This window comes from Rhodococcoides kroppenstedtii (assembly GCF_900111805.1).
GTDB lineage: Bacteria > Actinomycetota > Actinomycetes > Mycobacteriales > Mycobacteriaceae > Rhodococcoides > Rhodococcoides kroppenstedtii.
In genome coordinates, this window is the sequence record NZ_FOJN01000005.1 from 131,791 (window position 1) to 152,622 (window position 20,832).

At 71.7% G+C, this 20,832-nt stretch carries 18 protein-coding genes and 1 pseudogene; 6 read left to right on the forward strand and 13 right to left on the reverse strand.

Features of this window, described 5'->3' with window-relative positions; all coding sequences use genetic code 11:
* Positions 1–110: 110 nt before the first annotated feature.
* The 5 genes from BMZ18_RS07765 to aspS are packed head-to-tail and all read right to left on the reverse strand — an operon-like array spanning position 111 to position 7,030.
* The gene (locus BMZ18_RS07765) at positions 111–1,049 is read right to left on the reverse strand and encodes a transglutaminase family protein (RefSeq protein ID WP_068362097.1); all 939 of its coding nucleotides are present in this window, start codon (positions 1,047–1,049) and stop codon (positions 111–113) included.
* Positions 1,046–3,493 carry a circularly permuted type 2 ATP-grasp protein gene (locus BMZ18_RS07770; protein ID WP_068362100.1) on the reverse strand — a complete coding sequence of 816 codons (2,448 nt, stop codon included), beginning with the start codon at positions 3,491–3,493 and terminating at the stop codon, positions 1,046–1,048. Before BMZ18_RS07770 ends, BMZ18_RS07765 begins: the two co-directional genes overlap by 4 nt.
* A 25-nt stretch (positions 3,494–3,518) precedes the next feature.
* Positions 3,519–4,277 (reverse strand): 1-acyl-sn-glycerol-3-phosphate acyltransferase, encoded by a 759-nt coding sequence (locus BMZ18_RS07775; protein ID WP_068362103.1) that lies wholly within the window; start codon positions 4,275–4,277, stop codon positions 3,519–3,521.
* Between the two features lie 9 nt (positions 4,278–4,286).
* Entirely contained in the window at positions 4,287–5,207 is a 921-nt protein-coding gene (locus tag BMZ18_RS07780) for a DUF389 domain-containing protein (RefSeq protein WP_068362106.1), read from the reverse strand.
* Between the two features lie 8 nt (positions 5,208–5,215).
* On the reverse strand, positions 5,216–7,030 hold the full coding sequence (gene aspS, locus BMZ18_RS07785) for an aspartate--tRNA ligase (RefSeq protein ID WP_068362110.1): 1,815 nt from the start codon (positions 7,028–7,030) through the stop codon (positions 5,216–5,218).
* Positions 7,031–7,176: 146 nt separating this feature from the next.
* On the opposite strand from aspS, the gene ypfJ reads away from it, so the two are divergent.
* Positions 7,177–8,094 (forward strand): KPN_02809 family neutral zinc metallopeptidase, encoded by a 918-nt coding sequence (ypfJ, locus tag BMZ18_RS07790; protein WP_068362113.1) that lies wholly within the window; start codon positions 7,177–7,179, stop codon positions 8,092–8,094.
* Positions 8,091–8,927 (forward strand): MBL fold metallo-hydrolase, encoded by an 837-nt coding sequence (locus BMZ18_RS07795; RefSeq protein ID WP_082894959.1) that lies wholly within the window; start codon positions 8,091–8,093, stop codon positions 8,925–8,927. The genes ypfJ and BMZ18_RS07795 overlap by 4 nt, the downstream gene beginning before the upstream one ends.
* 10 nt (positions 8,928–8,937) lie before the next feature.
* On the opposite strand, the gene BMZ18_RS07800 is transcribed toward BMZ18_RS07795, so the two are convergent.
* On the reverse strand, positions 8,938–9,969 hold the full coding sequence (locus tag BMZ18_RS07800; RefSeq protein WP_068101004.1) for an Rv2578c family radical SAM protein: 1,032 nt from the start codon (positions 9,967–9,969) through the stop codon (positions 8,938–8,940).
* A 109-nt stretch (positions 9,970–10,078) separates the two neighbouring features.
* Between BMZ18_RS07800 and BMZ18_RS07805 the strand changes: the two genes are divergently transcribed.
* Both BMZ18_RS07805 and BMZ18_RS19125 read left to right on the forward strand, forming a co-directional pair.
* On the forward strand, positions 10,079–11,338 hold the full coding sequence (locus tag BMZ18_RS07805; RefSeq protein WP_068362115.1) for an FAD-binding domain-containing protein: 1,260 nt from the start codon (positions 10,079–10,081) through the stop codon (positions 11,336–11,338).
* Positions 11,335–11,829: a DUF3237 family protein gene (locus BMZ18_RS19125; protein WP_068362117.1), complete on the forward strand. Its 495-nt coding sequence runs from the start codon at positions 11,335–11,337 to the stop codon at positions 11,827–11,829. Before BMZ18_RS07805 ends, BMZ18_RS19125 begins: the two co-directional genes overlap by 4 nt.
* 29 nt (positions 11,830–11,858) lie before the next feature.
* Here BMZ18_RS19125 and BMZ18_RS07815 read toward each other — a convergent pair whose 3' ends face one another.
* From BMZ18_RS07815 to BMZ18_RS07825, 3 genes are read right to left on the reverse strand one after another with little or no spacing between them, the layout of a single operon-like run.
* Positions 11,859–12,485 (reverse strand): hypothetical protein, encoded by a 627-nt coding sequence (locus BMZ18_RS07815; RefSeq protein WP_068362120.1) that lies wholly within the window; start codon positions 12,483–12,485, stop codon positions 11,859–11,861.
* A gap of 5 nt (positions 12,486–12,490) precedes the next feature.
* On the reverse strand, positions 12,491–13,771 hold the full coding sequence (hisS, locus tag BMZ18_RS07820; protein ID WP_068362123.1) for a histidine--tRNA ligase: 1,281 nt from the start codon (positions 13,769–13,771) through the stop codon (positions 12,491–12,493).
* A 52-nt stretch (positions 13,772–13,823) separates the two neighbouring features.
* Positions 13,824–14,495, reverse strand: coding sequence for an MBL fold metallo-hydrolase (locus BMZ18_RS07825; protein WP_068100994.1), 672 nt, complete (start codon positions 14,493–14,495; stop codon positions 13,824–13,826).
* Positions 14,496–14,630: 135 nt separating this feature from the next.
* Here BMZ18_RS07825 and BMZ18_RS07830 point away from each other — a divergent pair, with 135 nt between their 5' ends.
* Positions 14,631–15,497 carry a peptidylprolyl isomerase gene (locus tag BMZ18_RS07830; RefSeq protein ID WP_068100992.1) on the forward strand — a complete coding sequence of 289 codons (867 nt, stop codon included), beginning with the start codon at positions 14,631–14,633 and terminating at the stop codon, positions 15,495–15,497.
* Positions 15,498–15,530: 33 nt separating this feature from the next.
* Here the strand turns inward: BMZ18_RS07830 and BMZ18_RS07835 are convergent.
* Positions 15,531–15,938, reverse strand: a pseudogene (locus BMZ18_RS07835) (M24 family metallopeptidase); the annotation flags it as partial.
* Here BMZ18_RS07835 and BMZ18_RS07840 point away from each other — a divergent pair.
* Complete coding sequence (locus BMZ18_RS07840; RefSeq protein ID WP_074922071.1) at positions 15,877–16,155, forward strand: helix-turn-helix domain-containing protein; 279 nt, start codon at positions 15,877–15,879, stop codon at positions 16,153–16,155. The pseudogene BMZ18_RS07835 and the gene BMZ18_RS07840 overlap by 62 nt on opposite strands.
* Before the next feature lie 4 nt (positions 16,156–16,159).
* Here the strand turns inward: BMZ18_RS07840 and BMZ18_RS07845 are convergent, their stop codons facing one another.
* The 3 genes from BMZ18_RS07845 to BMZ18_RS07855 are packed head-to-tail and all read right to left on the reverse strand — an operon-like array spanning position 16,160 to position 20,832.
* Positions 16,160–18,556 (reverse strand): RelA/SpoT family protein, encoded by a 2,397-nt coding sequence (locus tag BMZ18_RS07845; protein ID WP_068362244.1) that lies wholly within the window; start codon positions 18,554–18,556, stop codon positions 16,160–16,162.
* A 45-nt stretch (positions 18,557–18,601) separates the two neighbouring features.
* On the reverse strand, positions 18,602–19,144 hold the full coding sequence (locus BMZ18_RS07850) for an adenine phosphoribosyltransferase (protein WP_068362125.1): 543 nt from the start codon (positions 19,142–19,144) through the stop codon (positions 18,602–18,604).
* Positions 19,141–20,832: an ABC transporter substrate-binding protein gene (locus tag BMZ18_RS07855; protein ID WP_068362127.1), complete on the reverse strand. Its 1,692-nt coding sequence runs from the start codon at positions 20,830–20,832 to the stop codon at positions 19,141–19,143. Before BMZ18_RS07855 ends, BMZ18_RS07850 begins: the two co-directional genes overlap by 4 nt.

Sequence of the window (20,832 nt, forward strand, 5' to 3'; positions counted from 1 at the left end):
GCGAATGTCGCCGTTCTTCGGTCAGGCGCGGTCCCACCACGTTGTCGAACACTGTGTCGTTCCCCGAAACGGGCGCGCGAAAACAACCCGTTCGTGCTGTTTCCTCGACCCTATCGCACCGCCGGTGCCGTGGGGGCCGTCACGGGTGCGACGTCCACCGACACGTGGATACGGCTGCGGGCGGAGTCCGTGTAGATGATTCCCCGCAGCGGCGGAACGTCGTCGTAGTCGCGGCCGCGGGCCACGGTGACGTAGCGATCGTCGCACCATTGGTCGTTGGTCGGGTCGATGTCGAACCAGCGCCCGTCCGCCGAGCGCACCGACACCCAGGCGTGGCTGGCGTCGACGCCCACCAGCCGTTCCTTGCCCGGCGGCGGGGTCGTCGAGAGATAGCCCGAGACGTAGCGCGCGGCGAGACCCTGCGAACGCAGGCACGCCGCCGCCACCCGGGCGAAGTCCTGACACACGCCGGTCCGCGTGGCCATGACCTGCGCGACGGTGGTCGTCGTCGTGGTCGAACCCGACAGATACGTGAAGTCCTCGTGGATGCGGTGTTGGAGGTCGAACACCGCCTCCGCGAGCGGACGCCCCGGCCGGAACGACACGGCGGCGTACTCGCGGACGTCCGCGGTGATCTCGGGCGGGTCGAGATCCAGCGCGAACTCGACGTCCAGCGCGGCGTCGGGTCGACCGCCCGGCCGCGACTGCTCCCAGGGCGCCGCGGCGGCGCCGGTGGCGCGCAGCGACGGATCCGGCGCCGTCACCGCGACCAGCGACCGCGCCGTGACCCGCAGATGCTCGTGCGGCGTCGTCACGTGGAAGAAGACGGTCTCGTTGCCCTGGACGTCGACGCCCGACGACGCGTCCGTCGGTGTCGGCGACACGGTCACCGTGGCGTCGAGACACCGCTGCGTCGCGGTGGTGCGGGGGAAGACGTGCCCGCGCCCGTACGACGACGTCACCGGGGCCGAGTAGTGGTAGTTGGTGATGTGCGTGATCGCGTACCACCGCACGTCGGGATGCGGCGGCGCGACCGGGACCGCGGTCACGAGAGCACCCGCCCGGCGCCGTGGCCCGACAACGGTTGGGTGCCGCCGGGCCCGGAGAGGTGCGTCTCGACCACGGCGTCCGCCAGCCGAGTCAGATCGCCGAGCACGCTGTCGAGGACGACGCGCAGGTCCGCGCGACCGCTCTCGGTGTCGACGTCGCCCGGTTCGAGGCGGCGGACGGTCGTCCGGAGGACGTCGAGTGCCCGCATCGGACGCGACGTCACCTCCGCTCCCGGTAATGCCGCCAGGTCCGCGGCGATCCGGTCGATCTGGAACACGATGGACCGGGGATTGATCGGATCCGCGAGCACGAGATCGATCACTGCGCCCAGGGTCGGGACGCCCCGGTACCGACGCCGATAGGTCACGGACGAGTCCGCGGCGGCCAGCACCGCGGACAGCACGATCTCGGTGACGTCGGGCGGGTGGTCCCCCTCGATCGCGGCGGCCGCCAGGGCGGTGATCGCGGCGGCGCGATCGAGTCGGCGTCCGAGGTCCATCAGGTGCCATCCGGGATCGCGGACCATCGACTCGGCGGTCAGTCCCGCGACGGCCAGCATCGAGCCGACGACGCGACTCTGGGTCGCCCAGAGCGTGGCTTCGTCGGCGACGGAGGCGACGGCGGCCTCGGCCAGCACCTGATCGACCCGGTGCAGTACCGCCCACGTGTCCTGGCCGAGCTGGTCCCGCACCGCTCGTGCGCAGCGTGCGAGGGCGGCCACCGACTGCGCCGCCGACCCGAGGCGTCGCGGGTCCACGGTGAGCGAGCGGAACTCGGCGATGACGTCGGCCCGAGTGCCCGCCGCCGCGAACCCGGGCTCGGTGCCCGACACCCGGGTGATGGCCGCGAGCACCACGCGAGACGCGGGCGACTCCACGCCGTACTCCCGTACACAGCCGCTGCCCGCGACGAGCAACCGGCCGACACTCTCGGCCCGCTCGGCGTACCGCCCCATCCAGTACAGATCGTTCAGCACACGGGGGCTCGACACCGGATCGGCGGTCTCACGACGGCGTGCGGTCCGTGGGCCGTCGTCCCGACGGACCGACGTCGCGGTGTCGGAGTCGCGGCGGCCGGGCGAGACCCACACGTCCTGCGCGGCGGTACTGGTCATCGGCTCCGTCAGCGGGTCGGTGACCAGGACCTGGCCGAGACCGCCGGTCATCGTGACGTACCCGGCGCGGGTGGCGACGTCGAACACCCGCAGTCCCACCGGACGCGCGTCGAGGCCGACGCCCGGCCGACGGTGCCCGGCCGGCCCGACCGGAGAGGCCCCGAGGTCCGGAATCTCCCGGGCCGACCACGCCGTCGGGTCGGCGTCCACGCGGGCGAGCAGGTCCGCGGACTCGGCGGCGGTGAGGCGGGCTCCGACCACCGCCTCTCCCGTGGTCGCGTGGTGGAAGACCAGGCTCGACACCGTCGCGCGCAGATGGGAGCGCACCGCGTCCGTGCCCGCCCAGTACGTCGGAACGCTCGGCAGCAGCGGCTCCTCCCCCAACAGCGCGCGCGTGAGCTCGGGCACGGCTGCGGCCAGGGCCGGGTTCTCGAGCACGCCGCTGCCGACGGTGTTCACGACGGTGACCGCGCCGCGGCGCGCCACGTCCAGCAGGCCCACCACGCCCAGTCGGGACTCCGGACGCAGATCGAGGGGATCGACGTGGTCGTCGTCCACGCGCCGCACCACCACGTGGACACGACGCAGTCGCCCGAGCGAGCGCATCCACACCGCGCCGTCCTGCACCACCAGGTCCGCCGATTCCACCAGAGGGAACCCCAGGACCGAGGCGAGGTGCGCCTGATCGAAGGCGGTCTCGGAGCCGGCGCCAGGGCTGAGCACCACCACGGTCGGATCCTCCGCCGCGGGGGGCGCCGCCTCCACCAACGCGACACGGACGGCGCCGACATAGGTGCCGACGGGACGTGGGTTCACCGCGCGGAACTCGCCCGGCACCGCGCGCGCGAGGATCGACCGATCGGCCAGGGCGTATCCGGCGCCCGACGGCGCCTGCGTGCGATCGGACAGGACGCGGAACTCGCCTCCGGCGTCCCGCACCAGGTCGACGGCGTGGAAGAACAGCCGATGGGGTCCGGGCACGGTCACGCCGTGGGCGGCGCGGAGATAGCCGCGGTGCCGGAACACCACCTCGGGCGGCACGAGACCGCGCCGGAGCACGGTGCGCTCGCCGTAGAGATCCGTCAGTACGGCGTCGAGCAGCCGCGACCGCTGGGTGACGCCCGCATCGAGACGAGCCCACTCGTCGGCGTCCAGGACCAGGGGCACGGTGTCGAGTTCCCACCGACCCACCGGCGCCGTGTCCCCGCCGCCGAACGTCACCCCGAGTTCGTCGACGGCGCGGGTGACCCGCGCCTGCGCGGCGCGCAGGCGTGCGTCGTCGTGCGTCGCGAACGGGTGCTCGGTCGCGCTCCCCGCTGCTCGGTCCACGACAGAGGAACCTACCGGGCGCGGGTCAGCCGACGATCGGGGTCCTCTCCGTCGTCATCGCCTGCAGTTCGTCGTCCATGGCACGGTGGACGCGTGCGGCGAAGTCCTCGACGGACTCGCCGTCCGCCGGCTCCATCGCCGGCAACACGGTCGTGGAGATCTTCGACGGCAACGGCAAGTAGGGCAGGAGGCCGACCAGACCCACGTTCAGCCCCCACGGAATCGACACCGACGTGGCCACGGTCTTGACCCGCAGGAGTTTGTCCGCGCGTGTCCACCGGGCCAGGCGCTTGCCCTCCGCCAGCACGACGAGCGACTCCCCGGCACCCGCGGTCACGACCGGGACGATGGGCACCCCCGCCTCCACGGCCACCCGCGCGTAGCCGGTGCGGCCGGCGAACAGCACCCGGTTACGGTCGCTCCACCGCTTGAAGCCGTCGATGTCGCCACCCGGGAAGACCAGCACGTGGCTGCCCGAGCGCAGCGCGTTCACGGCGTTGCGATGGTTGGCCGGCGTGGCGTCGAACAACTCGACCAGTCGGCCCACCTTGAGGGTCCACGCGATCTGGTGCGTCAGGACGGCAACTCTCCGGCGACCGTCGATGCGCTCGTACGCGGAGTAGAAGGCGAGAACGTTGAGATCGAAGACGCCGCCGAACCCGTGGTTGGCGACGAAGAGAACCGGTCCCGCGGGGAGCGGTGCGCGGATGTCGGTCTCCATCCGGTGGTAGAGGCGGGCCACGGCGACCGCCGTCCCCAGAATGCGCTTCGGCACGGCGTCCATGCCCGCATGTTAATTGACTCGCAGTCGACGAGACCGCCGATGGAGCAACAACACGATCGACGCCGCCACCACGATGCCCACCAGGTTGCTGCCGAGCTGCCCCGCCGAGAGCACTGCGATCCGCCACGACCCCACGGTTGCCGCCACCACCGCGAACCCCGCGGCCGGGACCGTGGTCACCGAGATGAAGACACCCACCAGGGCAGCGGATTTCGACGACACGAGCGCCAACATGCCCGCCGCACCCGCGAGCAGCGCGACCACCAGGGAGAACGGCCCCACCTGGTAGATGAAGTCGACCTGCTGCAGATCGTCGATGGAGTCCGGGCGCACCCATCCGACGGCCTCGGCGGCCAGGGCGCCGAGAGCGGTCACCACCATGGCCAGCGGGAAGCCCACCGTCAGCGCGAGGAGCGAACGCCGGATCATCGACCCGCGCCGCCGCACCAAACCGACGGCGAGCGCGGCCAACGGACCGAACTCCGGGCCGACGACCATCGCACCGACGATGGTGACCGGGGAATCGAGGACCACCCCGATCGCCGACAGCAGACACGCGATGGTGAGGAACGCCAGGAACGTCGCGTTGAGACTCGACTCCTCGCGGGTCCGGGCGATCAGCTCGTCCCAGACGATGGCGTCGTCGGGCTCGCCGGGGGCGCGCTTCTCGGCCTCGCGGGCCGCGTCGGCCAGCACCGTCTCGACCGAGGTCAACGCGATCGCACCCTGGTGGGTGAGTCCGAGCCGGCGCAGGTCGGCGATCACCGCGTCGGTGCACTCGCGCGCGAGCAGGACGTCGACGACGTCACCGGCGGGCGTGACGGAGGCGTCGCGCATCACCGAGACCGTCGCCACGCCCGCGGTGTCGTCGAGCATCCGCAGCACGTCGGAGGTGCGGTCGGCGGGACTGATCACCCGGAGGTTCTGCATGCCGCACCCTACGTGGCGGCAGTGCCCCCGTCACCCGTGTTCGACGCGCCCTTCTCGCCGCGGACGACGGGCTTCGCGTCGATACCCGACTCGGTGCGCTGCTGGGCCGTGATGGGCGCCGGGGCGTCGGTCAGTGGATCGACGCCGCCGCCGGACTTGGGGAAGGCGATGACCTCGCGGATCGAATCGACCCCGGCCAGCAGCGCCGTGATGCGGTCCCAGCCGAAAGCGATGCCGCCGTGCGGGGGCGCGCCGAAGGCGAAGGCGTCGAGCAGGAACCCGAACTTCTCCTGTGCCTGCTCCGCGTCGATGCCCATCATCGCGAACACGCGTTCCTGGACGTCCTTGCGATGGATGCGAATGGAGCCGCCGCCGATCTCGTTGCCGTTGCAGACGATGTCGTAGGCGTAGGCCAGGGCGGACCCCGGGTCGGTGTCGAAGGTGTCGATCGACTCCGGCTTCGGCGAGGTGAACGCGTGGTGCACCGCGGTCCAGGAGCCGGACCCGACGGCGACGTCACCGCTGGCGGTGGCCTCGGACGCCGGCTCGAACAGCGGCGCGTCGACGATCCAGACGAAGGCCCACTCGTCCTCGTCGATCAGGCCCTGCTTGCGGGCGATCTCACCGCGCGCCGCACCGAGCAGGGCGCGCTGCGCCTTGGCCGGTCCGGCGGCGAAGAAGACGCAGTCACCCGGCTGCGCGCCGACGTGGGCGGCGAGTCCGTCGCGCTCGGCGTCCGACAGGTTCTTGGCGACGGGGCCACCCAGCGTGCCGTCCTCCTGGACCAGCACGTAGGCCAGACCCTTGGCCCCGCGCTGCTTGGCCCACTCCTGCCACGCGTCGAGCTGCCGACGCGGCTGGGAGGCCCCGCCGGGCATGACGACCGCACCGACGTAGGGCGCCTGGAACACCCGGAACGGCGTGTCGGCGAAGTAGTCGGTGCATTCCACGAGCTCGACGCCGAACCGGAGGTCGGGCTTGTCGGAGCCGAAGCGACGCATCGCCTCGTGGTAGGTCATTCGCGGAATCGGACCGCTGATCTCGTGGCCCACCAGGTTCCACAGCGCGGTGAGGATCTCCTCGGCCAGGAGGATCACGTCGTCCTGGGTGACGAACGACATCTCGACGTCGAGTTGGGTGAACTCCGGCTGCCGATCGGCACGGAAGTCCTCGTCCCGGTAGCAGCGCGCGATCTGGTAATACCGCTCGATGCCGCCGACCATCAACAGCTGCTTGAACAGCTGCGGGCTCTGCGGCAACGCATAGAAGCTGCCCGGCTGCAGGCGGGCGGGGACCAGGAAGTCACGGGCGCCCTCGGGCGTCGACCGCGTGAGCGTCGGCGTCTCGACCTCGACGAAGCTGTGGTGCGCCAGCACCTCGCGGGCGGCCGCGTTGACCTTCGAACGCAACCGGATCGCCTTGCCCGGCCCCTCGCGGCGCAGGTCGAGGTAGCGGTACTTCAGGCGCGCCTCCTCGCCCGGGTTCTCGTCGAGCTGGAACGGCAGGGGCGCACTCTCCCCGAGCACCTCGAGCTCGGTGACGTTCACCTCGACGGCGCCGGTGGGAATCTCGTAGTTCTGGTTGCCCTCGGGGCGGATCTCGACGGTGCCGGTGATGCGGACGCAGAACTCGGCGCGCAGACGGTGGGACTGCTCGGCCGCGGGTCCGTCGCGGAACACGGCCTGCACCACACCCGACGCGTCGCGGAGATCGATGAAGATCACCCCGCCGTGGTCGCGGCGACGCGCGACCCATCCGGTGAGTGTGACCTGTCGGTCCGCGTGCTCGGCTCGAAGCGAGCCTGCGAGGTGCGTGCGCAGCACTGGAGTCCTTCCGGGGATGAACGGGAACAGGGGACGATCCTACGGACCACGCGCGGTGACCTCGACGCCGGGAGAAACAGCGCTGTGTCGGGGGAAGGCCCCGTGCGAAGCTGTGAACCGCACACGCCTCGAGAAAGTGGTGACCGATGACCTTCGACCCCGATGCACAAATCGATTCCTCCCGCGTGCAGCGGTCCTCGGGCGGGCGCGGCCGAGGCATCGCCGTGGGCGGCGGGCTCGGCGGCATCGTCGTCGTGGTGATCGCGCTGCTCCTCGGCGGCGATCCGTCGCAGGTCCTCGGCGGGCTCGGGGGCGACGCGGGGACGACGCAGGAATCCGGCAACGGCACCATCGAGAATTGCGAGACGGGCGCGGACGCCAACGCGAACGTCGACTGCCGCGTCACCGCCACCGTGCAGAGTCTCGACCAGGTGTGGGACGCCCAGCTCGCCGCACAGACGGGCGTCGCCTACGTGCAGCCGGACGTGCAGATCTTCCGCGGATCCGTCTCCACCGGGTGCGGGAACGCGACTTCGGAGGTCGGCCCCTTCTACTGCCCGGCGGACTCCACGGCGTACTTCGACACGGACTTCTTCCAGGTGCTCGTGGACCGCTTCGGCTCGAGCGGCGGCCCTCTCGCACAGGAGTACGTGGTGGCGCACGAGTTCGGCCATCACATCCAGAACCAGCTCGGCGACATCGGACGGGCACAGGCGGATCCGGCCGGTGCCGAGTCGGGTGCGGTGCGCACGGAACTGCAGGCGGACTGCTACGCCGGGGTGTGGGCCAACCGCGCGGACGACGAGCCCGCGCCGGGCGGCTCGGAACCACTGCTCGAGCCGCTGACCGACCGCGACGTCGCGGATGCGCTGTCCGCCGCGTCGTCGGTGGGCGACGACCGGATCCAGCAGGCGTCGTCGGGCCGGGTGAACCCCGAGGGGTGGACGCACGGCTCGTCCGCGCAGCGACAGGCCTGGTTCACCGCCGGCTACCGCACCGGGCAGGTCGCGGCGTGCGACACCTACTCCGCCCGGGACCTCGACGACCCGTCGTCGATCCGGTGACCGGCCCGGGCGACTCCACCCGCACGAGGTTGCCCGTCTGCACGACGTGCGGGGTCCAGTACGACGAGGTCGATCCCGAGGTCTGTCCGATCTGCACCGACGATCGGCAGTACGTGGGTGCGGGCGGACAACGGTGGACCACCGTCGCCGAGGTCTCCGCCGAGCACCGCACGGTGGTGCGTCCGGAGATCACCGGCCTCACCGGAATCGGTACCGAGCCCGGCTTCGCCATCGGCCAGCGGGCCCTGCTGGTGCCCGGCGAGGGCGGAAACGTGTTGTGGGACAGCGTGTCCAGCATCGACGACGCCGCGATTGCCCGCGTGACCGAGCTGGGCGGCGTCGCGGCGATCGCCGTGTCCCACCCGCACTACTACAGCGCCATGGTGGAGTGGAGCGATGCGTTCGGCGGTGCCCCGATCTACGTGCACGCCGATGACCGGCGGTGGATCCCCCGCCGCGGATCCGTTCGGACCTGGGACGGGGACACCCTCGAGATCCTGCCCGGGCGCACGCTGATCAACACCCGGGTGCACTTCGCCGGCGGCACCGTCCTGCACTGGCCCGGCCCGGACGGACGCGGGGACCTCTGCTCCGGCGACATCGTGCAGGTGGTCGCGGACCGACGGTGGGTGTCCTTCATGTACAGCTACCCCAACCTGATTCCCGAACACCCCGACACGGTGCGCCGCACCGTCCGCCTGCTGCGGGACCTCGAGTTCGAGACCGTCCACGGCGCCTGGTGGGGCAAGGTGGTCGAGTCCGACGGGAGCGGCGCCGTGGTGCGATCCGCGCGGCGGTATCTCGAACACCTGGGCCTGACGCCCGACTTCTGACGTCCGACCGTCAGAACAGGGTGGGTTGCGGTGTGTCGGCCGGGCGGCGCGGCGCCGGCCGGGGCCGAGCCGCGAGCGGGTCCACGCCGGTCAGCGCATGCTTGCGCCGAAGCGGCTCGACCTTGCCGCGCAACCACGACGTGTACTCCTCGCTGACGTACGCGCCGCGGCCGTAGAGCGTCCGGTACCGCCGCAGCAACGCGGGGTGATTCTCCCCGAGCCAGGCCAGGAACACCTCGCGCGTGCTCGACCGCAGGTACAGCGGCATCACCGTCGCCCCGGTGGCCCCGGCGTCACGCAGGTCCGCCATGAGGGCGTCCAACTGCGCGGGACTGTCCGTGAGGAACGGCACGACGGGTGCGATGAGCACGTGACACCCGAGCCCCGCCTCGGTGATCGCCCGCACCAGATCCAGGCGCGCCCGCGGCGACGGCGTACCGGGTTCGAGCGACGACTGCAGGTCCGGGTCGCGAACGGCCAGACTCACGCTGACGCGGACGTCCACCTGTTGCGCGGCGAGGGCCAGCAACGGCAGATCACGGCGCAGCATGGTGCCCTTGGTGAGGATCGAGAACGGCGTGCCCGACTCGGTGAGGGCGCGCACGATGCCCGGCATCAGCTCGTACCGCCCCTCGGCGCGCTGATAGGGGTCGGTGTTGGTACCCAGCGCCACGGGTTCGCGCTTCCAGGACGCGCGGGCGAGTTCGCGGCGCAGCACGGTCACCACGTTGGTCTTCACCACGATCTGCGAGTCGAAGTCTCGGCCCGCGTTCAGGTCGAGGTACTCGTGCGTGGGCCGAGCGAAGCAGTACGCGCAGGCGTGGGTGCATCCGCGGAACGGGTTCACCGTCCACGGATAGGGCAGCCGCGACTGCTCGGGCACCCGGTTCAGGGCGCTCTTGCACAACACCTCGTGGAAGGTCATGCCCTCGAACTGCGGGGTGCGCACGGTGCGGACCAGGCCCGCGCGCACCAGGCCGGACCGCTCCAACCCCGGCAACGCGCCGTCGGGTGCGTCGAGCGTCTGCGCGTCCCATCGCATTCGAGGCCTCCGTCCGAACATATGGTCGAAGCGGACTCTACCGCGGCACGCGGGCCCACGTCGAACAGATGTTCGTCCGCGCCTGTCCGGCGACCCGTACTGTCGAGTCATGACGCGCCTTCCGACCCCACCGAGCCTCGCTGCCGGTGCGGACCCCGCCGACGTCGTCCGGTGGGTGGCCGAGCACCTCGGCGACCTCGCCCTCGAGGACCCGTCCGACGTCGCGGCCGGAGCGATCCGCGGCGGGCAGAGCGCCGCCGATTCCGCTCTCGCGCTGCTCGACGTGACCGGCTACGCGCGCGATCGCAGCACCGTCCTCCCCCGAGCACGTCGCGGAGCGAGCCGCATGTCGCCCTACATCCGGCACGGTCTGCTCTCGCTGCGGGAGGTGTGGGACGCCGTCGCGGACGCGCCGGCCCGCGACCGCGGCAAGTACCGCGACGAGTTGCTCTGGCAGGAGTTCGCTCGCCACCTCTACGCCCGGGTGGGGACCACGCTGGGTTCGACGCTGGTCCGTGAGCAGCCTCGCCCTCCGCGCCGCCCGTCGGACGTGTGGGCGGACGATCCCTGGCCGGCCGCGATGCGCTGCATGGACGAGACCGTGACCGAGCTGCACGACGACGGGTGGTTGGTCAACCAGACCCGGATGTGGTTGGCGTCGCAGTGGGCCGTCCGAGCCGGCGCGGACTGGCGGGACGGCGAGGATCGCATGTTCTCGCACCTGCTCGACGGGTCCCGCGCCGCGAATCGGCTGGGCTGGCAGTGGACGGTGGGAACCGGAGGCGGCAAGGTCTACGGGTTCAGTCGCTGGCAGGTCCGCAAGCGGGCCCCGGCATTGTGTCGGGACTGCGCCCTGAACTCGGCCTGCCCCGTCGAGGACTGGCCGGACGCCGACGCCGGCCCCCGGGTCGACGGGCCCGATCTCGGTTCGGGGTCGGTACCGGCCGGCCCGGCCGAGGTGGACGGGGAGTCCGCCGAGCAGGTGTGGCTCACCGCGGAATCGTTGGGCGAGCAGGACCCGGCGCTCGCCGCGAACGACACGCGCCCGGCGGTGTTCGTCTTCGACGAACCGTTGCTTCGTCGGCTCCGCCTGTCCGGCAAGCGGCTGGTGTTCCTCGCCGAGACGCTGGGCGAGCTCGGCGACACCCGCGAGGTCGAGGTCCGTCGCGGGACGGTGACCGACGAGCTGGCCGGGCGGTCCCTGGCCGTCACGCACGCGCCGGTACCCGGCTTCGCCCGTCGTGCCGCGGCGCTCGCGCCCGTCGAGGTCCATCCCTGGCCCTGGCTCGTGCGGCCCGGCACCGAGTCGGTGCGCTCCTTCAGTGCGTGGCGCCGCAGCCATCGAGGTCCGCTAGCGTCGGGCGCGTGAACGCAGCCGATGGCCCCTCGCCGCTCGATCCCGTCTCCCCCACCCTCGAACCGCTGTTCCGTCTCGTGATCCGTACCGCGGAACCGGTGTCGGTGGGCGAGACACCGGCCGGGGCGCACACCGTGGCCGCCGTGTCCGGCGGGCTGCTCACGGGCCCCGGCATCGACGCGGTGGTGCAGCCCGTCGGCACCGAGTCCCGTCTCGTGCGGGCGGACGGATCGAGTTCCTACGCCATCGATCTGGTGGCGGCGGCGGACGGCGGCAGCAACGTGATGCGCCTGACGCTGCGGGGGTTCCTCTTCGGCACGGCCGAGGTGATCGGCGCGCTCGACCGCGGCGACGAGGTGGACTCGGCCACCTACTACTTCCGCGGAACCCTCGACGTGTCGACGGCATCGCGCACCCTGGGATACCTGAACCGCGCTCTGGTGGTCACTTCCGGCGCACGGCACGGCTCCGACACGGTGTTCGACGCCTTCCTGGCCACCTAGACTCCCATCGGTCGACGCTCGGTCGCCGCTCAGTCGACGAGGCTCGCGACCTCGCTGTCGGTGAGCGTCCCGACCGGCGCGCGGCCGGCCCGCTCGATCACGCCGACGGCGCGATGCAGCGGCCGCTCGGCCGCACCGGCGTCGCGCGCCTCCGCCCGCAGCTGCGTGATCAACACCGACGCCATCGCCGCCGCCGGAGCCGTCGAGGACCGCGCCAACGCGTCGGCGATCGCGCGCAGGGCCACCGGGCCCAGTTCGCGTCCGCTGTCACCGGTGTAGAGCGCGAGCGGCACGGTCACCGTCGTGCCGTCGTCCCCCACCCGCAGCACCACCTGACTGACCCGAGCGACCCGGACCACCAGTTCCACGCTCGTCGCGTCGGTGACGTTGACTCGCCGGGTGCGCAGCGCCCCGCGCCTCGAGACCACGCCGTGGTCGATCCACAGTCGACGGCGCCCACCGGAGATCACGGCCCACACCGCCGACGCCACGAGGGCGAGCGCCAGCGCGAGTCCGACCTCCGGGGTCAGCAGGAGCGCCGCGACGACCCCGAGCACGAGTCCGAAGCCGGCGAAGATCCCCGCCGCGACGCGCAGACGCGGCAGGATCAGCTCGGGTGGCACCAGGTCGAGGGCGACCGCGCTCCGGTCCGGCACGGCGCTCAGGCGTCCCGGCCGAGCAGGGCCGTCACGCGAGCGACGACGTCCGCGGTCGGGACGGCCTCCTGCTCTCCGGTGGCGAGGTTCTTCACCCCGACCTCGTCGGCCTCGATGTCGCGGTCGCCGAGGACGAGGGCGACCCGTGCACCGGACCGATCGGCACCCTTCATCGCGCTCTTCATCCCGCGGTCACCGTAGGCGAGATCGACCGACACCCCGGCCGCACGGAATCGGTGCGCGAGGACGGCGAGGCGCACCTTCGCCTCGTCGCCGAGCGGCACGCCGTAGACCTGGCACCGCGCGGTGTCCGCCGGCGTGACGCCCTCCGCCGCGAGAGCGAGCACCGTGCGATCGACACCGAGACCGAAGCCGATGCCGGACAACGGTTGTCCGCCCAGTTGCGCCATGAGCCCGTCGTAGCGGCCGCCGCCGCCGATGCCCGACTGCGCACCGAGACCGTCGTGGACGAACTCGAAGGTGGTCTTGGTGTAGTAGTCGAGCCCGCGCACCATGCGCGGGTTCCGCGTGTAGGGCACACCCATCGCGTCCAGGTGGGCGAGCACCGTGTCGAAGTGCGTGCGCGCGGAGTCCGAGAGGTGATCGACCATCAGCGGTGCGTCGGCGGTCATCTCGCGCACGTGCGGACGCTTGTCGTCGAGCACCCGGAGCGGGTTGATCTCGGCCCGCCGACGCGTCTCCTCGTCCAGCGGCAGATCGAACAGGAACTGCTGCAACAAATCTCGGTACTGCGGTCGGCAGGTGTCGTCACCCAGCGAGGTGACCTCGAGCCGGAACCCGGTGAGCCCGAGGCTCCGGAAGCCAGCGTCCGCGATCGCGATGACCTCGGCGTCGAGCGCCGGGTCGTCGACGCCGATGGCCTCCACCCCGACCTGCTGGAGCTGGCGGTATCGGCCCGCCTGGGGCCGTTCGTAGCGGAAGAACGGTCCCGAGTACGCGACCTTCACCGGCAGGGCACCCCGGTCGAGCCCGTGCTCGATGACCGCGCGCATGACACCGGCGGTCCCCTCGGGGCGGAGGGTGACGCTGCGGTCCCCCTTGTCCGCGAAGGTGTACATCTCCTTGCTGACCACGTCGGTCGACTCGCCCACGCCGCGCGCGAACAGACTGGTGTCCTCGAAGACCGGCAACTCGACGTGCCCGTAGCCGGCGGCCCGCGCCGCGGCGGTGAGGCCGTCGCGGACGGCCACGAAGGTGGCCGAGTCCGGGGGAAGGTAGTCCGGCACGCCCTTCGGGGCGGCGAAAGTCCGGTCGTTCTTGCTCATCGGTGTCCTCGAGGCTGGAGTGTCGGTGCGGTGTGCCGGGAGCGGACGCGACTCACGCGTGCTCGGTCCGCAACCCGACCAGGAACGGATTGCCGGCGCGCTCGGCGCCGATGGTGGTCGCCTCGCCGTGCCCGGGCAGAACAGCGACGTCGTCGGCCAGCGGCAGGAGCCGGTCCGCGATCGACCGCAGCAGCTGACCGTGATCGCCGCCCGGAAGATCGGTGCGGCCGATGGAACCGGCGAACAGCGTGTCGCCCGAGAACACGAGGCGCTGCGCGCCGGCGTCGACGCCGAAGACCACCGACCCCTGCGTGTGGCCGGGAGTGTGCGTCACGGTGACGGTGATGCCCGCCGCCTCGACGTCGTGGCCGTGCCCGAGTTCGTGCACCACGGACGGCTCGACGAACTGCACGCCCGCGATCAGCGGCGACAGAGTCGGCCCGATGCCGGCGGCCGGGTCGGTGAGCAGGTGCCGGTCCCCCGGGTGCACGTACAACGGAGCGCCGTACCGCTCGCAGATCGGCGTGGCATCCCACATGTGATCCAGGTGACCGTGTGTCAGCAACACGGCGGCGGGGGTCAGTGCGGACTCGGTGAGAAAGTCGGTCAGCGGACCCGCCGCGTCCTGACCGGGGTCGACGACGAGGCAGTCGCTCGACCCGTCGCGGGCCACGACGTAGCAGTTGGTCTGGAAGAGACCGGCGGGGAATCCGGTGACGCGCACGAGCAGGACTCCTGATGTCGGCGACGGAGAGGTCGTTCCACTCTAGGCTCCGCACCGCCTCGGGCTCTTCTCAGGTGGGTTTGGCAGACTCTTGTCGCCCCGACCGATCCCCAGACGAGAGTAGGACCGCGCCTCGTGCCGACCAACGAACAGCGTCGTGAAGCCGCCAAGCGCAAGCTCGACCGCCAGCTGGCCAACCGCGCCGCCCGTGCCCGCCGCCGCAAGCAGACCACCATCGCGGGGATCGCCGTGGCGGCGGTCGTCGTCCTGGGCGGCATCGCAGTCGCGGTGGGCGTGACGCGCGGCGGAGACGACGCCACCACGCAGGCCGCCGAGACCTCGTCCACCCCGACGCCCGAGGGTCAGCTGCCCGCCGGCCGCTCCACTCCGCTTACGGAGACCGTGAGCTGCGCGTACCCGGCCGCGGGCGAGGCCGCCAAGCCCAACACCGCCCCGCAGACCGAGAACGTCCCCACCACGGACGACAACGTGAGCGTCAGCATGGAAACCACTCAGGGCAACATCGGGCTGTCCCTGAACGCCACCGAGTCCCCGTGCACGGTGAACAGCTTCGCCTCCCTCGCCGGGCAGCAGTACTTCGACGGGACCACCTGCCACCGTCTCACCACCGCGGACAGCCTGAAGGTGTTGCAGTGCGGTGACCCCACCGGCACCGGCACCGGTGGCCCCGGATACCAGTACGCCAACGAGTTCCCCACCGATCAGTACGGCGACGATCCCGCCGGCCTGCAGTCGCCGGTGCTCTACCCGCGCGGCACGATCGCCATGGCCAACGCCGGCGCCGACACCAACGGCAGCCAGTTCTTCCTGGTCTACGGCGACTCGCAGCTGCCGCCGAACTACACCGTCTTCGGCACCATCGACGAGACGGGGCTGGCGACGTTGGACACCATCGCCGCGGCCGGTGTCGAGGGCGGCGGCCAGGACGGTCCGCCCGCGGCGGCGACGACGCTGAACTCCGTCCGGCTCGACCTGGTCTGACGCCCGGAACCCAGACAGCGGTGACATCGAGGCCTACCCGGCCGTGAGCACCCGCGGTCCGTCCTCGGTGATCGCCACGGTGTGCTCCGAATGCGCCGTCCTCGAGCCGTCGGCGGACCGCAGGGTCCACCCGTCGCCGTCCACCACGAGCCGCTCGGTTCCGCGGCCCCACCACGGCTCGAGGGCCAGGGTCGTCCCCGGCCGCAGCACCATGCCGCGGCCGGGTCGGCCGAGGTTGGGCACGTGCGGGTCCTCGTGCATCGTGCGGCCGAGACCGTGCCCACCGAACTCCGTACTGACGCGATAGCCGCCCTCGGCAGCCACGGCACCGATCGCCGCGGACACGTCACCGAGCCGGGCGCCCGCGACGGCGGCCGCGATGCCCGCGTCGAGTGCGCGGCGCGTCGACTCGATCAGCGCGACGTCCTGCGGGTCGGCGGTCGCCGCCCCGCGACCATCGCGGCGGGTCACGACGACCGTGGTCGCGGCCGCAGCAGGAATCTCGGCGGAGACCCTGCGCAAGATCGAGACCGGTCGCATCCCGAGCCCCGGCTTCGGCACCGTCGTCCGACTGTGCGCGGCGCTCGACATCCCCGTCGCCGACGCGGCCGCGGTGTGGGACGCGCCGGGATCGGACCGCGACGACCTGGCCGGTTAGTCGGTCAGGCCGCCGACGTCAGCCGGTAGACGTCGTAGACGCCCTCGACGTTGCGGACGACGTTGAGCACGTGCCCCAGATGCTTGGGGTCACCCATCTCGAACGTGAACTTGGAGATCGCCACGCGATCGCCCGACGTGGTCACCGACGCCGAGAGGATGTTGACCTTCTCGTCGGCCAGCGCCTTGGTGACGTCCGAGAGCAGACGGTGGCGGTCGAGCGCCTCGATCTGGATGGCGACGAGGAACACCGACGACGGCGACGGCGCCCACTCCACCTCGATGAGCCGTTCGGCCTGCTGCTGCAGCGACGTGGCGTTGGTGCAGTCGGTGCGGTGGACGCTGACGGAGCCGCCGCGCGTGACGAAGCCCAGGATGTCGTCCCCCGGGACCGGCGTGCAGCACTTGGCGAGCTTGGCCACCACACCGTCCGCCCCGGCCACCAGGACGCCGGCGTCACCGACCCGGCGGGGCCGCGTGGGAATGGTGGACGGCGTCGACCGCTCGGCCAGTTCCTCCTCGACGTCGCCGACGCCGCCGAGATGCGCGACGAGCCGCTGCACGACGTGCTGCGCCGAGACGTGGTTCTCCCCCACCGCGGTGTAGAGCGCGGAGACGTCGACGTACCGCAACTCGTGCGCGATGGCCGACATGGATTCGCCGTTCATCAAGCGCTGCAACGGAAGTCCGCCGCGACGCACTTCCTTCGCGATGGCGTCCTTGCCGGCGTCGAGCGCTTCCTCCCGCCGTTCCTTGGCGAACCACTGACGGATCTTCGTCTTCGCCCGGGGGGACGCGACGAACGTCTGCCAGTCCCGGCTCGGCCCCGCCGTGGGCGCCTTGGAGGTGAAGACCTCCACCACCTCGCCGTTCTCGAGCCGGCGTTCGAGCGCTACCAGTCGGCCGTTGACCCGCGCCCCGATGCAGCGGTGCCCGACCTCGGTGTGGACGGCGTACGCGAAGTCGACCGGACACGATCCGGCGGGGAGGGTGACCACGTCGCCCTTGGGGGTGAAGACGAAGATCTCCTTGACCGCCAGGTCGTACCGCAGCGACTCGAGGAACTCCCCCGGGTCCGCCGCCTCACGCTGCCAGTCGAGCAGCTGACGCATCCACGCCATGTCGTCGACCTCGGCGGCGTCGCCGGAGTGCTTGCCGCGAGTCTCCTTGTACCGCCAGTGGGCCGCGATGCCGAACTCGGCGGTCCGGTGCATGTCCCGCGTGCGGATCTGCACCTCGAGGGGCTTGCCCTCCGGGCCGACCACGGTGGTGTGCAGCGACTGGTACACGCCGTAGCGCGGCTGAGCGATGTAGTCCTTGAACCGTCCCGCCATCGGCTGCCACAGCGAATGCACGACGCCGACGGCGGCGTAACAGTCGCGGATCTCGTCGCACAGGATGCGGACGCCGACCAGATCGTGGATGTCGTCGAAGTCGCGGCCCTTGACGATCATCTTCTGATAGATGGACCAGTAGTGCTTGGGGCGACCCTCGACCACGGCGCCGATGCGCGACGCCGTGAGTGTGCTGTTGATCTCGGCCCGCACCTTGGCCAGGTACGTGTCGCGTGAGGGGGCACGGTCGGCGACGAGCCGCACGATCTCGTCGTACTTCTTGGGGTGCAGGATCGCGAACGCGAGGTCTTCGAGCTCCCACTTGACCGTCGCCATGCCGAGGCGATGGGCCAGCGGCGCGATGACCTCGAGGGTTTCCTTCGCCTTGCGCGCCTGCTTCTCGGGCGGCAGGAAGCGCATGGTGCGCATGTTGTGCAGCCGGTCGGCGACCTTGATGACCAGGACCCGCGGGTCGCGCGCCATCGCGATGATCATCTTGCGGATGGTCTCGCCCTCGGCCGCGGTGCCCAGGGCCACCTTGTCGAGCTTGGTGACCCCGTCGACGAGGTGGGCGACCTCGTCGCCGAACTCGGCGCGGAGCTGATCGAGGGAGTAGCCCGTGTCCTCGACGGTGTCGTGCAGGAGCGCGGCCACCAGAGTCGTGGTGTCCATCCCCAGCTCGGCGAGAATGTTCGCGACGGCCAGCGGGTGGGTGATGTACGGATCCCCGGACTTGCGCATCTGCGAGGCGTGGCGCTCCTCGGCCACGTCGTACGCACGCTGCAGCAGCCCCAGGTCCGCCTTGGGATAGAGCGTCCGATGCGTGCCGGCGAGCGGCTCGAGCACGGTCTTGACCGCGGTGCTGCGCTGCGCGGTGATGCGACGGGCGAGGCGGGCCCGCACTCGCCGCGAGGCGGACGACGGTGCTTGCGGGGTCGGCGCCTGTGGGGTCGGTACCTGCTGGGTGTCGGCAGCGGCGTCGGCGGCACTCGACTCGGTCGCGGCGGGCGTATCGGGGACAGCGCTGGGCTCGGCGTCCGTCGGCGTTTGTCCGATGTAGCGCGTCATCTCGACCACCTCCCGCAGTTCCGGCTCGCTCAGCCTAGACGGAATTCACTGGACGGAGCCCAGTGTGGTGAGCGAACCATGATTCCAACGCTTCCGGCCGCCCAGAGCTTCCACCTCCAGCACCACGGCGGCGCCCACCACCTCGGCGCCGCAGCGGGTGAGCAGCTCCGCCGCCGCCTCCAGTGTTCCACCGGTGGCGAGGACGTCGTCGACGACGAGAACGCGACGCCCGGCGAGCGCGATGCCGTCGGCCGAGATCTCGAGCTCGGCGGTGCCGTATTCGAGCGCGTAGGACTGCCGGTGGACGGGCGGCGGCAGCTTGCCGGCCTTACGGACGGCGATGACCCCCGTGTTCAGAGCCAGCGCCACACCGGCCCCCAGGAGGAAGCCGCGGGCATCGATCCCGGCGACCACGTCGGCGTCGCGACCGGCCTCGGCCAGCGCGTCGATGACGAGCCGCAGTCCCTCCGCGTCCGCGAACACCGGGGTGAGATCGGCGAACCGGACGCCGGGCGTCGGGAAGTCGTCGGCCCACCGGGTGAGACGCTCCACCGCGAGACCGGCGGGCGAGACCGTCGAGTCGCTCATCGGACGAAGACCCATTTGTCCATGTTCCATCCTGCTCCGGCGACACACGGATTGGCGTCGACCCCACGCATGCCGGACGCCGTCGCGGTGACGACGGGCACGTTCCACAGCGGCAACGTCGGCAGGTCGTCCCAGAGGATTCTCTCGACGTCCGTCCCCGCCGACAGCGCCGTGGCGTCCGAGCCGTCCACGGCGAGACGGTTCAGCAGTTCGTCGACACGCCCGTTCGCATACCCGCCGAGGTTGACGTTCTGCCCGCCGAGCAGCGCCGTCCGAGCGGACCCCGGCGTCGCGGTGCCGGTCGGGCCGAACCCGCCGGCGGTCCCGGCGAGCAGCACGTCGACCTCGCCTGCGCGCAGAGCGAGCGGCGAGAGGGTGTCCGAGGAGGCGTCGACGACGTCGACTCCCAGCGGTCCGCACGCGGCGGCGATGTCGGCCACGATCGCGGCACGACGCGAGTCGGGTCCGCGGTAGCCGATGCGCACGGTCGGGTCGGTGAGCCCGGCCTGCGCGAGACCGGCCGTCACGGCGGCGACGTCGGTGGTGCGGTACCGGTCGGCGGCCACGGCGGCCACACTGCGGTACGGCAGCGTGCCGGGCAGCATCACCCGGCTGTCGACGACACCGGATCCGCGGCCGGTCTCGGCGTCGTAGCCGGGGTGCCCGTGGGCGTCGAACAACGCCGTGCGCGGCACGCACGAGGCGACGGCGCGGCGGGCGGCGGGGTCGACGAACACTCCCGACGTCGCGAAGATCAGCTGCTCGACGCCGAAGCTCGGCTGGGCCGCCGCGGCGAACCCGTCGGGTGCGGCGGCGCCTCCGGGCAGATCCACCACCTCGACGTCGCCCGAGCTCGCCTTCTCGGCCAGGTCGATCCCGGACGGCCACACCACGATCCGGTCGGTCTGGGCCGGGACGCCCCACCAGTTGTCGTTGGGCACGAGGACCAGACCGTCGTCCGCGGAGAACGACTCGACGCGGAACGGACCCGACGCGGCGAACACGGCGGGGTCGACCGCGCCGGACGGCAGGGTCCATCCGGTGTTCCAGGCCTCGGCGAGGCGGCCGACGGCGTCGGCGTCGCCGCCCGCGAGAGTCGAGGTGACGTCCGGCACGCCCGCGGTCCGCGCGGCGACGTGCGCCGGAAGGATGGTGCCGGGACCGAACAGGGATTCGCGGTCGACGAGGGGCCGATCGGCCCGGAAGGTGACCGTGGCCTCCTTCTGCGAGGGCACGCAGTCGATGCGCTCGATGTCGGAGTAACCGGCGGTCTCGGCGGCGTCGAACGCAGTGCCCGACCCCTCGGTGGTCCCGCGTCGCGCCGCCCAGGCGAGCACCAGGTCGTCGCACGTCATGGGGACCCCGTCGGACCAGACGGCTGCCGGGGCGAACGCGTAGGTCAGGACCTGTTGTTGGCCGGGAACCTCGGTGACGGTGCCGATGTCGGTGTCGGCGACCGCGGTTCCCCCCGGCCCGATCATCGAGAACCCGGGGAGAACGCGGGAGAGCGCCTGACGCGCCGCCGAATACGCGCCCTCGGTGGAGCCCGCGTTGTAGGTGGTGATCGGCCCGTTCACGGCGTAACCGATGGACGGGACGCGATCCTCCTCTGTGCTGCACGCCGCCGCGGACACCGCGACGACGACCGCGGCCGCTCCGGCGACCAGACGTCTCGTTCCCCGGGTCAT

What these genes read in the sequence shown, in the direction of transcription:
- hisS (WP_068362123.1), bottom strand. Translation starts at nt 13,771, where the DNA reads ATGAGCAAGAACGACCGGACTTTCGCCGCCCCGAAGGGCGTGCCGGAC.
- BMZ18_RS07840 (WP_074922071.1), top strand. Translation starts at nt 15,877, where the DNA reads ATGCCCGCGTCGAGTGCGCGGCGCGTCGACTCGATCAGCGCGACGTCC.
- BMZ18_RS07775 (WP_068362103.1), bottom strand. Translation starts at nt 4,277, where the DNA reads ATGGACGCCGTGCCGAAGCGCATTCTGGGGACGGCGGTCGCCGTGGCC.
- BMZ18_RS07800 (WP_068101004.1), bottom strand. Translation starts at nt 9,969, where the DNA reads ATGCGATGGGACGCGCAGACGCTCGACGCACCCGACGGCGCGTTGCCG.
- BMZ18_RS07845 (WP_068362244.1), bottom strand. Translation starts at nt 18,556, where the DNA reads ATGACGCGCTACATCGGACAAACGCCGACGGACGCCGAGCCCAGCGCT.
- BMZ18_RS07780 (WP_068362106.1), bottom strand. Translation starts at nt 5,207, where the DNA reads ATGCAGAACCTCCGGGTGATCAGTCCCGCCGACCGCACCTCCGACGTG.
- BMZ18_RS07850 (WP_068362125.1), bottom strand. Translation starts at nt 19,144, where the DNA reads ATGAGCGACTCGACGGTCTCGCCCGCCGGTCTCGCGGTGGAGCGTCTC.
- BMZ18_RS07855 (WP_068362127.1), bottom strand. Translation starts at nt 20,832, where the DNA reads ATGACCCGGGGAACGAGACGTCTGGTCGCCGGAGCGGCCGCGGTCGTC.
- BMZ18_RS07805 (WP_068362115.1), top strand. Translation starts at nt 10,079, where the DNA reads ATGACGCGCCTTCCGACCCCACCGAGCCTCGCTGCCGGTGCGGACCCC.
- ypfJ (WP_068362113.1), top strand. Translation starts at nt 7,177, where the DNA reads ATGACCTTCGACCCCGATGCACAAATCGATTCCTCCCGCGTGCAGCGG.